General features: G+C 39.1%; 7 protein-coding genes. All 7 read right to left on the bottom strand.

Annotated elements, in window-relative coordinates:
• Window positions 1–4: 4 nt before the first annotated feature.
• The 7 genes from I215_RS01550 to I215_RS01520 all read right to left on the bottom strand — a co-directional run bounded on the left by I215_RS01550 (window position 5) and on the right by I215_RS01520 (window position 14,993).
• Window positions 5–2,650 carry a glycoside hydrolase family 3 C-terminal domain-containing protein gene (locus I215_RS01550; protein WP_008990186.1) on the bottom strand — a complete coding sequence of 882 codons (2,646 nt, stop codon included), beginning with the start codon at window positions 2,648–2,650 and terminating at the stop codon, window positions 5–7.
• 75 nt (window positions 2,651–2,725) lie between these two features.
• Window positions 2,726–4,363 (bottom strand): glycoside hydrolase family 43 protein, encoded by a 1,638-nt coding sequence (locus I215_RS01545; protein WP_008990185.1) that lies wholly within the window; start codon window positions 4,361–4,363, stop codon window positions 2,726–2,728.
• 6 nt (window positions 4,364–4,369) lie between these two features.
• A complete protein-coding gene (locus tag I215_RS01540; RefSeq protein WP_008990184.1) occupies window positions 4,370–5,770 on the bottom strand; it encodes a glycoside hydrolase family 28 protein in 1,401 nt (466 codons plus the stop codon).
• A gap of 10 nt (window positions 5,771–5,780) precedes the next feature.
• The gene (locus I215_RS01535; protein WP_008990183.1) at window positions 5,781–7,985 is read right to left on the bottom strand and encodes a pectinesterase family protein; all 2,205 of its coding nucleotides are present in this window, start codon (window positions 7,983–7,985) and stop codon (window positions 5,781–5,783) included.
• Window positions 7,986–8,135: 150 nt separating this feature from the next.
• Window positions 8,136–9,809, bottom strand: a complete 1,674-nt coding sequence (locus I215_RS01530) for a DUF5123 domain-containing protein (protein ID WP_008990182.1) — start codon at window positions 9,807–9,809, stop codon at window positions 8,136–8,138.
• A gap of 21 nt (window positions 9,810–9,830) precedes the next feature.
• Complete coding sequence (locus I215_RS01525) at window positions 9,831–11,657, bottom strand: RagB/SusD family nutrient uptake outer membrane protein (RefSeq protein WP_008990181.1); 1,827 nt, start codon at window positions 11,655–11,657, stop codon at window positions 9,831–9,833.
• Window positions 11,658–11,669: 12 nt separating this feature from the next.
• Window positions 11,670–14,993 (bottom strand): SusC/RagA family TonB-linked outer membrane protein, encoded by a 3,324-nt coding sequence (locus I215_RS01520; RefSeq protein WP_008990180.1) that lies wholly within the window; start codon window positions 14,991–14,993, stop codon window positions 11,670–11,672.
• Window positions 14,994–15,059 lie beyond the last annotated feature (66 nt).

Raw genomic sequence — 15,059 nt, 5'->3', positions numbered from 1 at the left:
TATGTTAATAATCTATTTTAAATGTTGATCCTGTTAATTTGATCTTTTTACTCACTGTTGATGTTGATTTAGCATTTAACTTGGCGTTAAAACCAGGTTGTTCTCCTCCCACACTTATTGAAAATACACCAGGCTCAATAACAAGATCTCCTTTGTCATCTATCATGGAAAGTTGTCTTGGTTCTATGGTAAATTGAACCTTTTGACTTTCTCCTTTTTTTAGGTGGATTCGTTTAAAACCAACCAATTCGCGAATCGGTCTAGGCGTACTCCCTTTTTCATCTGTAAGATACACCTGCACAACCTCATCGCCATCATAAGCTCCCGTATTGGTCACCTCCACGCTTAATTCTATGGATTCATTCATATCAATTTTAGAAGGTAATTGGAATTTGGAATAGTCAAAGGTGGTGTAACTAAGCCCGTATCCAAAAGGATAAAGTGGTTCTTTTTCAAAATATCGGTAAGTTCTTCCATCCATATTGTAGTCCTCAAAGTCAGGTAAATCCTCCACTGATTTATAATATGTCACTGGAAGTCTTGCAGCGGGATTGTAGTCCCCAAATAAAACCTCAGCAACAGCATTTCCTCCCTGCTGACCTGCATAACCAGCGGTCATAATGGCTGGAATATTCTCCGCAGCCCAATTTATGGAAAGGGCACTTCCGTTAAGAAGCACTAATACAATAGGTTTTCCTGTTTTTGCCACCTCTTTAAGAAGCGTTCTCTGTGAGGCAGGTAAATCTAAGGCCGTACGATCTCCCCCTGCAAAACCTTCAACTACCACATCCATTTCCTCACCTTCTAATCGCTCATTCAATCCCAATACCATCACCACAACTTCAGCCTTTTCTGCAGCTGCAACTGCATCTTCTAATTGGTTCTCTTTTGGGACACCCCAAAGCATTTTCGCAGTAGAGTTTCCATAGTAGTTATTGTATTTTACCTCTATTTTATATTTTTTCCCCTTCTCCATATAAATCTCTTCATTGATTATAGCAGGGCGATGCTCATGGTTTCCGCCACCACTTATCTGCTGATCAATTTCAAATTCCATAAATGGTTTTCCCCAGTCACTAAAAGAATAAGTCCCTGTTTTTGGTGGAGTGATGTACCCGCTCCAACGAATACTATAATCACCCATTTTAAAGCTAGGATGTGGTGTTTCTATATCCCATTGAAAATCGATATTTGAATCAATACGGTCAATCACGGGTGTACCTTCCCAATTATTATTATCGTAATATTGCGCTGTTAAACCTTGCGTTCCATCCTCTGTACTTAGAAACTCTGATGGGATGACTTCCATTGTCGGAATCCCTTTAGCTAATGGACTACCTTCTTGGTAAACAACAGTAGTTTGAGGCCCAAGAGCATTTTGTATTCCTTGCAAAACAGTAATGGGATCTTTAGGATTTCCGTTGTAATTTCCCCATAAAGATTGAATGTTATCTGCATTAGGTCCTATGACTGCCACGGATTTTAAATCCTTAGAAAGGGGAAGTAAATCACCTTGATTCTTCAAAAGAACTATACTTTCCTTAGCAGCTTTGAGCGCCAATTGGTTATGCTTTTCACTTGTGTTAACGTTAAATGGAATTTGTGCATAGGGAACCAATTGTTCAGGGTCAAACATTCCTAATTTAATACGGGCTTCCATTAGACGACTTAGTGCAATGTCTATATCTTTCTCAGTAACCATACCTTGCTGGTAAGCCTGGTTAAGTTTCTCATAAGAATCACCACAGTTAAGGTCACAGCCTTCAATAACTGCCATAGCTGAAGCTTCTGCAGCATCCTTTGCGATTTTATGATATTTCCAAATATCAGAAATAGCAAAACAATCAGAAACCACGTAACCGTCAAAATCCCAATAGTCTCTCAAAATAGTAAATAGGGTATCACTAGCACTCGCCGCTTCCCCATAAACACGGTTATAAGCGGTCATTACCGATTTTACATCACCTTGCTTTACTAGGTAACGGAAAGCAGGAAGATAGGTTTCCCACAGATCGCGTTTACTAGGGCTTACATCGAACTCATGTCTTAGAGGCTCTGGACCTGAATGCACAGCAAAATGTTTTGCTGTAGCAACTAACTTTAAATAATTTGGATCATTTCCTTGAAGACCTTTCACATAAGCTATCCCTAGTTGTCCAGTTAAATAGGGATCTTCTCCATAAGTTTCATGTCCACGTCCCCATCTAGGATCTCTAAAAATATTGATATTTGGAGACCAGAAAGTAAGACCTTGATAGATTCCTCGCTGTCCACGTCTTATATACTCATGGTGTTTTGCTCTTGCTTCATCTGAAATTGCATCTGCAACTTCCTTAAGTAAATCGCTATCCCAGGCAGCTGCAATTGTGATCGATTGTGGAAAAACGGTGGCATAACCAGCTCTTGCCACACCATGTAAAGACTCATTCCACCAATTGTATTCTGGAATTCCAAGTCGTTCTATAGCCGGTGAGGTATATAAAAGTTGATCGATTTTCTCCTCTACAGTTAGCCTTTCCAAAAGATCCGCAACGCGAGCTGAATCGTCCAATTCTGGATTTTGGAAAGGATATTGTTGACCATTGGATATGGACATTGATAGCACGAAGGCTATAAAAAATAATCGTTTTAGTTGGTTGATTGTATTCATTATATAGGTGTTTAATTAACACTTAAAGCAATGGAATTAATCCGAAAATTCCAAAACTAAAAATGATTTTCTGTGTTAGTCCACCCTAAACCAATCAAAATCAGCATATCCACCGCGTTTAGCCTCTGGGGTACTTACGCAAAAGAGTCCTACTTTTGCACCGATCCATTTGCCTGGTTGTGCATAAAATGGTTTTCCAATATTTTTAAATTTCTTACCATTTTCGCTATAGCTAAATTGACACTGTCCTTTAGGACCAACCACCTCTACTCTAAAATAGACCTGATTGGATGTTAAAAGCGCTTTATCCAAAACAACTTCCTGTTGCTGGTCAATGGCATTGATGCTTTCTGATCTTTGGACGTAATACTTCTGGTTATCATAAACAATACTCAAAGCTGCATAATCCATTCCCATTATGATTAATCCTGCTCTTTTACCCGAGGTAGCCTCCTCTGGATACAGTCTTACCTTGGTGGTGGCTGAAAACTCTGGGGCTGGAAATTTTTGCAATAAAAGGTTCGGTGCCGTCCATAGATTTTTATCCTTTGGATCGGTTTTAATAGAAAACAACCGTAGATGTTCTGTTCCTCGAATTTGTGCGCTCCACAATACATTTGGATTTGCCTGCCACTGCCATTGCAACCCCAACTCATCGGAATTAAATTCATCGGACTCTACCGGTTGTTGTATGGGATAATCAGCTCCACTAATAGGCTTTTTATACTGCCTCACAGGTTCTCCTACACCGTTTCCATCATAATCTTCACCCATTACAGGCCAATTATCTTTCCATTGCATGGGTTGTAGGTGAACAAGTCGTCCATAGGGATCTAAATCCTGAAAATGATAGAACCATGAAGTACCTTCAGGGGTGTCCACCCAAGCACCTTGATGCGGACCATTCACTGTAGTACTACCTTGTTCTAAAACTATTTTTTCTTGGTAAGGACCATAAATGTCCTTAGATCGTAATATCAATTGCCATCCAGTGGCTACCCCACCAGCAGGGGCGAATATATAATAATAACCATTGCGCTTGTAAAATTTAGATCCTTCAACAGTAGGATGTTCATCATGACCATCAAAAACATGTTTTCCAGCATCGAGTACTTTAGTACCCTCTGCGTTCATGCGATGAACGGTTAATAAACTCTTTACCCCTGCACGGCTTCCAGCCCAAGCATGAACCAAATAAGCCTTTCCATCATCATCCCATAGAGGCGATGGATCTATAGCCCCTTTGGCTTCCATAACAAGTACTGGAGGATCCCATGATCCAAAAGGATCTTTGGTCTTTACCATATAAATTCCAAAATCAGGATCTCCCCAATAGATATAATAATGTTCATTATGATACCGAATGCTCGGTGCCCACACTCCATTACCATGCTGAGGAACACTAAAATGCTCATTGGGAACCTGAAAAGGTAATGCATGATTCACTAACTGCCAATTCACCATATCTTTTGAATGTAGAATTGGAAGGCCGGGGGCACAATTAAAGCTTGAAGCAGTCATATAGTAATCCTCTCCTACTCGAATTACATCAGGATCTGAATAATCTGCATATAAAACTGGATTTTTGTAAGTTCCATCGCCTTGATCACTTTGCCAAACTATAGATTGATACGGGTTTTGGGCTTTAACAATAGATAAAAGACCGCACAGAACACTTACAACAAGAAAGGTATAAAAACGAATTCTAATCATGGTTAATTAATATTTTTGCCCACCTATTGTAGTATTTGTAAACTCAATAGGCTCTGAATTTTCAACTCGCATAGGCATTTCTGCCTTTTTTATGGTTACATTCTTAAATGTCACATTTTTAACTGGATTTTCTTCACGTCCTTGAATTAAAATCCCGTATTTACCTCCGTCTTCAACCGTTACATTTTCGATATGAATATTCTTGATAGTTGGTATGTGTTCTCCTTCTTGATTGTCATAAATCGCATAATAGGTGTTGATTTTCAAAAAGGCTTCCTTCACCTGTCCAACCTGAATATCTTTCACAAAAACATTCTCAACAAAACCTCCTCTTAAGGTATTGGTTTTAATACGGATTGCTCGATCCAAATTAGGGCTATCCATCTTACAGTTTCTCACATAAACATTGCGAACGCCTGCTGAAATTTCACTTCCCATTACAACGCCACCATGGCCATCTTTCATAATACAGTTCTCCACCACAATGTTTTCACTGACTATACCTACTCTTCGACCTTCATCATTTCGACCAGATTTAATAGCGATACAATCATCCCCTGTATCAAACACACAGTTGGTGATATGTACATTTTTACTGTACTCTGGATTACAACCATCATTATTTGGTCCATGACTAATCACCTTAACTCCATCAACAGTCACATTAGTACACTTAATTGGATGCATTACCCAGAAAGGAGCATTGATAAAGGTAACGCCTTTAATCAGCACATTTTCGCTTTCAAAAGGCTCAAAGAATGTTGGTCGTAGATGATGACCCTCTCCAAAGATTCGCTCACTAACAGGTGTAGCATCCTCATTCATTTTACGCAGTCTTGGCAAGTTTATAGAATCCCTTTGATGTGGATCTCCTTTTTTATGACCATATCGCTCAGCACCGCTCCATGGCCACCAGTTTTCTTTACCAGCTTGACCATTAAAAGTACCGCTTCCTGTAACGGCTATGTTTTTTTGTTGATAGGCATATATAAGAGGCGAATAATTCATAAGTTCTACACCTTCATATGAAGTTCTAACCACAGGGAGATAGGCTTGTTTATCTTTGGTGAATATTACTTCCGAATTTTTTTCAAGATGTAAATTCACGTTGCTCTTTAAGTGAATAGGGCCAGTTAAGAATTTCCCTGCTGGGATAACAACTTTTCCACCACCTGCTTCCACACAAGCCTGAATTGCATCTTTAATGGCCTGTGTATTATCCGTTGTTCCATCTCCTACTGCGCCGTAATCCATAATGCTAAAATCATTATCTGGAAATTCGGGTACTGTTATGGACTCAATGATTAAATCTGCAGCATCTTTTTCCTGGGTGACCTGCTTTTTAGATTCGGTTTTACAGCCTATAATAAGGCTAAAAATCATTAGGCTGAAAATAATTTGTTTCATAGTTGTTAATTCAATTGTTTATAGTTGGATTCCAATTATCATTTCCTTTTAATATCTTTTCTTTAGTATACTCCAAAGCTTTGCTTTTGGTTAACTTCTTGGACCATGCCACTCGGTTAGTTGCTGCGCCAGGTCCACTGGAGTTGAATTCGGCATAAACTACTGTTCGCTCCGCCTCAGGCTTGTTCCAATTATGCCATCCTTGGGGTATTATATGATCCTCCATATAACAGTCAATCCAAACCGTTTGGGCATAATTCCTCCAAGGGCGCCCTAGGTAAACACTGTGTTTTTGGGAACTACTAATAAGTTTACAATTTTTAAAAACCATCCCATATGGCGTATCCTTTGTTGTCGAAGCCGCTGTAATATAACCTTTAGACTTGGCATTAATGGTACAGTTTTCAAAGAACGCTGTAGAGGCGCCAAAAATAAAATCGACGGTTCCTTCAATATAGCACTCTTTATAATATTGCCTACTATGAGTTCCTTGTAAGTATAAGGTGTCTTGGTTTCCAAGGAATCTACAATTGTAAAATACAACCCTGTCACCACTTACTCGAACAGCCACAGCTTGACCAACATTTCCAGCACTATTTTCAAAACTCAAATTCTCACTCTGAAAACCATCACCGAAAACAAAAAATGTACTAGAGCCTGTAGTTCCCATTTCTTCTCCAAATTCATTTACCTTAGAGGCGAAATCGTCATTTGTTATGATGGTTTTTTCTTTGTCCTGTCCTATCAAACTCACATTTGTTTTACTATTTGGCAGTATTAGTTTCTCTTTATACACACCATTACTAATATAAATATAGGTTCGATTTTTACGAAAATCAGGCACGGCATCAATAGCGTCCTGTACCTTTAAAAAATCTCCACTTCCATCGGGTGCCACTGTATAGTCATACACCTTAGGAACTAGCGAATTTGCATACACCTCAATATTTACATAATGATTATCTAAGGTATGTAAACCCGCATCATTTTTTGTTTTATCTAAACCATTATCATCTTCCCAAAAATCAGGAATCCCATCCAAATCAGTATCCTGCTCTATACTGTTTTTTGGAAGAATAGGCCAACCATCTACATCATCTTGAGAATCTATAATCCCTTTGTTATAAGCTGCTTTTCCTGTTTTAACTCCTTGTATTATGCGAAGATCGACTGCGTCCCTGTAAAGGCTATTTCCAGCATCTCTTAGCACTAGTCGATAGGCCTGTTTTGCTTGATGGGTTTTTACATTTTCAACTTCTGGAGCTGTGGTAAGCTTAGTTAATTCAGGCTGATCACACTGAACACCGCCATCCCAATTATCCATAGATATCTTCGCAGAACCTTCTATGAAGTTACCTTCCACATAAAATTTACCATAAGGTTTAGACGGGTTCACAATACGGTCTTCTTTGGTAGTTGCTGGCCCTGGTTTATAATAATTATTGACCATGGAATAGGTGCCATTCTCTCCTCCATACACACTATTAAACCCCCAATTGTAGATTACATTATTGCGAAAATCTACAAATTCATCTTTACTGTTTTTGGTAGACTTAGAACCGCTAAACCTGGGATTTCTACTGTTGTTATTGGCAATTAGATTGTGATGAAAAGATGCGTTTACACCACCCCAAATTCCTCCATATCCATGAGCTCCTTTAGAATGAACTGATTTGTTCAAAGCCTCAGAAACGATGCACCATTGCATGGTGAAGTCCTCATTTCTATAAAAGGAAACATTCTCATCTACAGCCCAACTTATGGAACAGTGGTCGATTATAACACCTTTTAAATCGCGACCTCCAAGAGCATCCGATTCGATACCGTTAATATCGCCCATACGACACCGAAGGTATCGAATAATAACGTTGTTCGCCTTTACATTTAATGGATATCCTTTTAAAGTGATTCCCTTTGGTGGAGCGGTCTGTCCAAGAATCGTCAAGTCTGGTTTATTAATATCTAAAGGAGATTCTAAATTTATAGTCCCTGAGACTGCAAACACAATAATTCTTGGTCCATCTTTGCGAATACCTTTTCTTAAACTACCTTCTCCGTCATCGTTTACATTGGTAACCACATATACTTCGCCACCTCTACCTCCAGAGGCGTATTGCCCATAACCTTCAGCTCCCGGAAAAGCCAACTGCTGAGCAGAAAGCGAAAAGCTACAAAGAAATAAAAGGTATCCTAGTACGCGACTCTTCTTAAACATATGCTAAAAATTATATAATTCTGATGTTCCAATTAGCTTGAATACTTAAGAGACTGAGTCATGCACCGGTATACTAACTACTACCGGTGCGTTTTCTCAGCGTTAAGCAAATTTAACTACAAACAAACTAAAACAATTCAATTCCATTCTTTAAAGCTTGGCTCTCCATCGTGGATCACCAGCGGTGTATTTTCCAGAAAACCCAGAGTCTTTATAATTAAAGTCATTCTGATCTGGGTTCACCCATAAATCCTCTTGTGTACTATTGTAATTCCCGAGAGGAAACCCAGGAATTTCAGTTGATTCACTAAAAGCAAAATTCTGAGTACTATAGTTGTTTAAAAGTGAAATAGAGGTAGATTCCAAACCTTCTCCAATTCCTTGAATACTTCCGTATTCCCCTGCTCCTGATTGATCCCAACTATGACCGAATACAGAATTACTAATGGTTATCCCACCAGTGATATTGTTGTTTCCATCACCGCCTCTGTAACGCAGTAATCGGCCTCCAGGAACAATAAAATTGGCAAATGTACAACCCTCAATGGTCAAGGATAGCGAATTATTACGTGACTGTATTCCAGTATCAATTTTATTAAAAGTACTGTTACTCAAAACAATAGTATTCACATGAGCCGTCATAGGATCACTAGGGTCAGTGTCGGTGGTGATAATTCCATAACCTCCAATACTATCAACAACGCTGTTATTGATGATATAGTTATCAATCTCCACAGTTCCTCTAATTCTAATAATACCTCTAAAGGTTCCTATCTCACAATTTTCAAAATTCAGCTCTCTAACATATACATTGTCCGTATTGGGATTAAATACATAGTCTCCACTATAATCTTCACCTCTGATTTCCATATCTATAAAGTTAATATGATCGATATTGCTATTGGCCGCAATATTCCAATTCCCAGTGGTATACAATTTAGCCTTCTGCGGTCCAAAGCCATAGGCTCCTCGGATGGTAATTGATTTGGTTAAATCATCCGATGGCAAATCATAGGTTACACCACGTTTGACCAGAATAATGGCTCCGTCTGGTGCAGTTGCCACCGCATCTGCCACAGCAGAAGAACTCTCATTTTCGGTGAGGTCAATAACATTTGGAAGACTAGGATCAAGATCAGCTACTTTTGTGCTGTAATTCACCCAACCACGGATTTCGTCTCCACTGTAAATAGCTATTTGGTAATCAGTCTCTGGCTCTAGTCCATAAATAAAGCTTTCTCCACTTGCTTGCTCATCTGATCCTACCGAAACAGCATCGATTAGTGGAGTGGCTAATTTCAAATCTTCTCCTGCGAATACTTGCATTGAAGTTACGGCAGCTCCTGTAGGGGTCCAAGTAACCCTAGCAGCTACATCCGTCACATCGTAAGCCTTTGGAATATTCAAAATCGTAGGGAAACGCTGTGTGCGCACATTCCCTAAATCTGACATCTTACTATCGTACTGTGGGTCTGATGCATGGGCAATAACCCTTACCTGATATAACGTATTCCAAAATAATTCTTCACCTACTAATTTCTCATCAATGGTCACAAAGCTGGTGTCCGTTTTAAAGGCGTAATCCACGGTAGAAAAAGTATCCCTACTCACCTCAAAACTATAGGACTGAGCCGCTTTTAAGCTACCCATATCTACAATAATACTATTGCCTTCAGAGTACAACTCTTCATTGAGTACTGGACGAAATAGCCTTGTTTTCTCATAGTCTGACTGATCATCATCACTACATGCTATAAAGAAACCAGCACATAGGACAAAGCAGATAAGGAGCTGATTGTTCATTATATTTTTGTTGATTTTCATTTTGGTGTTTTTTTAGTTGATCTAGAATCCGTATCCATCATTTTTTAGTGTGCCCTGACTATTCTCCACCGCAATTGTGGGTATAGGAAAAATATACCTAACTACTCCTGGATTAGGGCCGTTAATGTAATTCTCCCAATCCCTAGTAATCCACTCATCATAATTAGTGGTCTCATCGTGTAGATCCAATAGAAAAGGTACTTGATTCCAAGTATCATCTGGGGGTGCAATTACTTTTCGATTAGGATTCAAAATGGTGAATTCACCTTGCTGATCTAATTTCCAATACATATAATCAGGGAGATCCGTTGTACCATTATTAGCCTCGTCTGCCAATTTTTTTAATCCTTCAACAGTTTCAGCCACCTTTTCTGAGTATATCCCCCAGCGAATAAGTTCATATTTGCGTATCATCTCACCACCAAATTCCCAAGCGCGTTCATCGACAATTGCATCGAAGAAACTGGATTTATCAGCGGAGATTTCAGCGACATACTGATCAACTTTTTCCGCCCAATCCTCGCTCTTAAAAGCTCTTTGACGGACACGTTTCAAGGCTTCTTGAGCTGCAGCTGTTGGACCGTTTAGCTCATTTTCTGCTTCTGCAAACATCAAAAGAACATCAGCATATCGCATCATCGGCCAGTTGATCCCTGTACTTTTAGCCGTAGAAGCTCCTGGAGGTGTTGTCAGTAAATGACGCCCCCATTTACCTTGAGAAATATTCATGGGCCCATTGATAAATTCAGCCTCAAAGTCCTTGTTTATTCTATACAATCCACAAGTGACATCTCTTCTAATATCTAAGGTGTCAAAAGAAAAGTAATAGGTAACTGGCATGGCCATATAATTATTTCCGGAACCATAAGCATGAGAGGAAGTTGGCCCTCCTTCAACTTCAATCCCAATATTCCAGCCCACATCGCCACTGTTAAGTGAAAAAGGTACTTCGAAAAGTATTTCACTGTTGGTCGGTGTTTGAAAGGTTACATTGTTTAGGAATATCTGAGAAAAATCCTCTGGCAGTGGGCGATCTTTTAGTGTGATCAGTTTCTGAGTATATTGTTTAGCAATCTCATAATATTCAAGATAATCACTTTCCCTGCCAAGACTAAGGTTTGGTTTTAGATAATATCCACCCCTTTGTAAGGCTAAACGAGCGATCATTCCTAAGGTGTATTCTCTATTAACCTGTTCAACACCATAGGTGGTTTGGTCGGCCCACTTCATGTTCTGTTCAACAGCAATTAGTTGCTGAATTTCCCCACTTAAAATTTCGTTTCTATGGGTTTTGGGTAAATTAAAATCCTGACCTGCAATAGGTGCACTAACCACATAGGGAACATCTCCAAAATAATAGATCAGCATACTATACCAGTACGCCCTAAGGGTATAAGCTTCCCCTAGCAAATGATGCATTGTAGCACGAATTGTCTGGTCTTGATTTTCTAAATTTCCACTTAAGGTAATTCCTTCAATGGCAATATTGGCATCTCTTATGGCTCTATAAGCATAAGTCCATACAATATCTAAATCCCTATTACTTGGAAGGGCATCGAGATTCCATATCTGATAACGATCTCCATTACTACTCCATCCCGATTGGTGTTCAATATCGGTATTTCCAGTAAAGTTATTTGATAAACGGGAACGAAAGGCGTCCTGATTAAAATAGGAGTAAATCGCGTTGACCCCATTTCTGGCATCATCTACATTGGAATAAATATATGCATTATCGAAGGTCGAAATAGAGTCTGGCTCCATAAAATCATCACTACAGGCCGACATGGCAAAGATCAGCGTAATTGATGTAAATCCTATTTTAAATAAACTTGCTATATTTTTCATTGTTTAAAAGGATTAAAAAGTTAGGTTTAGCCCAAAGGTGTACGAACGGCTTCTAGGAAAGGAAGAGTAATCCACTCCTGGTGTAAGACCGTTGTTTGATGAATTCACTTCAGGATCATACCCTGAATAATTGGTCCATAATTTTAGGTTTCTACCAGTGGCATAAACTCTAAATTGTGTCATTCCAAGTTTGGAAATCCATTTTCTGGGTAAGTTATATCCCAAGGTCAAATTGTTAAGTCTTAAAAAGGAACCATCCTCAATAGCCCATGAATGAACCACAGCACCTGCAATCCCATGACTACCATGAGACCATATATTCTTATCCTGGTTTAGTTGTTGTAATTGATTTAAATCGGTTACCACTCCACCAGCTACTCCTGTTAGCTGTCCGTCCACATCGATATAGGAATAGCGATTATCCATATTCATGGTGTTTAACATATTACCATAAGTCACCCTTCTGAACTGATTGTACTGTATTTTCCCAGTATTGTAAACATCGTTTCCATACTGATAGTTAAAGAAAATAGATAGATCGAAACCTTTGTACTGAGCGCTTAGTCCAAATCCACCTTGAAAATCAGGAAGCGCATTTCCAATCACCTTACGGTCATCGGCGTTAATTTCTCCATTGCCATCCAAATCTTTTAATCGTAGAAACCCTGGACGGATGTTAGTATTTCCTACCACCGACCCTGAAGAAGGAATCCCTTCTTTTAAAATGTATTCTCCTGCGGCTTGGTCATAAGACTCAAAATCATTTGTGGTGTACATGCCATCGGTCACATAACCATAAATATCTCCTATTTTACCACCTACAGTAAGGTAATAATCGTTTATGTTATTTAAGTCAGTACTTGCCCAATTGGATCGTTGAAATCGTTCTGTAGTTCCATCGAGCTCCTCAATCTTAAAGGTATTGGCACCAATATTGAAATTAGCTGAAAGACTAAAATTATCTGTATCTACAATATAACCTGTTGCCCCAAACTCAATACCCTGATTAGAAGTTGAACCAATATTAGCCCATTGTTCAGAGAATCCAGTATTATTCGGTATAGCGGAAGCCAAAAGTAAGTCTCTAGTTTCATTCTTATAGTAATCTAAGCTTCCTCTTAGTCTGTGATTGAAAAGGGTAAAATCCAACCCTATATTGTTGGTCACCGTTGTTTCCCATTTTAAATCCGGATTGTATAAAATATCGCTGCTAGGAGTGTAATATACATTGTCTATGTTTCCAAAACCTGGTCCACGGTTAGTAGTTGCGGAAAAAAGAAACTGTGTTGCCGTAGCATCAATACGATCATTACCCGTTTCACCATAAGTGATTCTAAGTTTTAGATCATCAACGAAATCGACATTCTCCATGAATTTTTCGTTGTTAAGTTTCCAGGCGAAAGCCAAAGCGGGAAACACACCCAATCGATTTCCTTCGGAGAAACGACTCGATTCATCTGCTCTAAAGGTTAGCGTCCATATAAAACGTTCCCAAAGCTGAAAATCCAGACGTCCAAAAGCAGAGCGTCTATTAATATCTGTATCTTCAGAAGTGGAGAGTCTATCCACACGACCAAAGGCCATATTAGCAAATAATTCCTCAGGCGTAATAGACAATCTAAAGTCTTCGGCTCGAATAAAGGAACGTTTTCCTGATGAAGACGACATTTCGAAACCAACTAAGAAGTCTAATTTATAATCTGATGACCATTGTTTTTTATAATTCAAAGTAGTAAGCCAACGATAGGAAGTGTTGTCACGATCTTCCTTTTGCCCTAGTGGCATGCTTCCCCCATTGTTAAACGACTCACCTGTTAAAGGTCCATAGAAACGTAATTCTTCTCGGAACCTACGTTGATTGGTGTAAACGGTCTTAAGGTCCAAATCAGGTAGTATTGACCAGGTCAATCCTGCATTAAGGACATAATTATTATCGCTTCGTTTTCTCCAATCTTGTTTAACAAGTTCAGTAGGATCGACCAAAGACAATAAAAATTGTTGGTAATCATTATCCGTATTCGGTGCGTTCAAATCAATATCCAATTCATCCGCAATACCGTTAACAGGCCTTGCCTGTACGGCATCTTTAATTTTTAATTGTGCATTATTGGAGGTTCCTGCACCGTCGATCTCTGTATTGGTAATCCTTGCAGATACATCTAAATACAAAGGATCGGCTAGCTTTTGATTTAATTTAAAATTAATCGAAGTTCGCTCATAAGCTGAACCAGTTAATAGTCCCTCTTCATTGTTTCGGGTAACACTTAATCGCATTTTTGTTTGTTCAGTTCCACCACTAACACTCAAATTGTGATACTGAGACATTCTCTGCCCACCAAACAATTCTTCTTGCCAATCCGTGGCAGGTTTATATTTATACAATTCTAAGTCATCGTAGTTCCCAAAATATTTCTCGAAATCATCCACTGCGGTTTGACCTTGCAATCTGGCATACTCATAATTTGCCATCACATATTCATAAGGAGATAAAACTTCGTAGCGTCTATCTTTTGGTAATTCGTTAAACTGAAAATAGTTGTTATAGGAAATGGACACCTTTCCAACAGTAGGTGATTTTGTAGTGATAACCACAACACCATTAGAAGCCTGGGCTCCGTAAACTGCTGTGGCAGCAGCATCCTTTAAAACATCAATACTTTGAATATCGTTTGGGGGGACATCTGTTATACTACTAACAATAAATCCATCAACAACAAAAAGAGGAGAATTGTCCTGAGTAATAGAACCACCTCCACGAACTCTAATTCGAATTTCAGCGCCTGGTTCTCCATCGGCAGTAGTTACATTCACACCTGGTAACCTACCAGAGAGTACCTCCGCAGCACTGGCCACTGGAATTTTCGCTATCTCTGTACTGCTCATGGTAGCCACAGACCCAGTCATATCGGACTGTTGTACCTTACCATATCCATAATCGATCAGTACAACCTCATCCAACTGGTTGACATCCTCTTCTAAAACAAGGTTGATGGTGGTTTGGTTACCCACAACAATTTCTTTAGTAGAATATCCAATGTAAGAAAATACCAGAACGGATTCTGGACCTGAAACGGACAGTGAAAATTCACCGTCAAAATTAGTAGAGGTTCCATTACTAACTCCTTTTTCCAAAACAGTTACCCCAGGTAATGGACCGCCAACATCTCCAGCTTCAACCTTTCCAGTGACCTGAATTTGTTGCGCCGAAATCGTTGTAGTAAAAAGAGTAAAAAAAAGAAAAACCATCCCTAATTTCCATTCCTTAGGAGGCTTCTGCACAAAGCCACTCACATCCTTGCAATGATCTGAGGCATTTGAAGAACTTTGGTGTTTCATAAAATTGGTTTTTAGTGGTTGATTATAACTGCAATTTAAACACTCATAAATGCAATCGATTACACA

Origin of the sequence: Galbibacter marinus (assembly GCF_000300875.1) — a bacterium.
In the GTDB taxonomy this organism is placed as follows: Bacteria; Bacteroidota; Bacteroidia; order Flavobacteriales; family Flavobacteriaceae; genus Galbibacter; species Galbibacter marinus.
This window is presented reverse-complemented; position numbering and strand designations above follow the sequence as displayed.

Bases quoted from the DNA above. Each gene is read 5' to 3' on its own strand.
- I215_RS01550 (WP_008990186.1), bottom strand. From the start codon at position 2,650: ATGAATACAATCAACCAACTAAAACGATTATTTTTTATAGCCTTCGTG.
- I215_RS01530 (WP_008990182.1), bottom strand. From the start codon at position 9,809: ATGAAAATCAACAAAAATATAATGAACAATCAGCTCCTTATCTGCTTT.
- I215_RS01535 (WP_008990183.1), bottom strand. From the start codon at position 7,985: ATGTTTAAGAAGAGTCGCGTACTAGGATACCTTTTATTTCTTTGTAGC.
- I215_RS01540 (WP_008990184.1), bottom strand. From the start codon at position 5,770: ATGAAACAAATTATTTTCAGCCTAATGATTTTTAGCCTTATTATAGGC.
- I215_RS01545 (WP_008990185.1), bottom strand. From the start codon at position 4,363: ATGATTAGAATTCGTTTTTATACCTTTCTTGTTGTAAGTGTTCTGTGC.
- I215_RS01525 (WP_008990181.1), bottom strand. From the start codon at position 11,657: ATGAAAAATATAGCAAGTTTATTTAAAATAGGATTTACATCAATTACG.
- I215_RS01520 (WP_008990180.1), bottom strand. From the start codon at position 14,993: ATGAAACACCAAAGTTCTTCAAATGCCTCAGATCATTGCAAGGATGTG.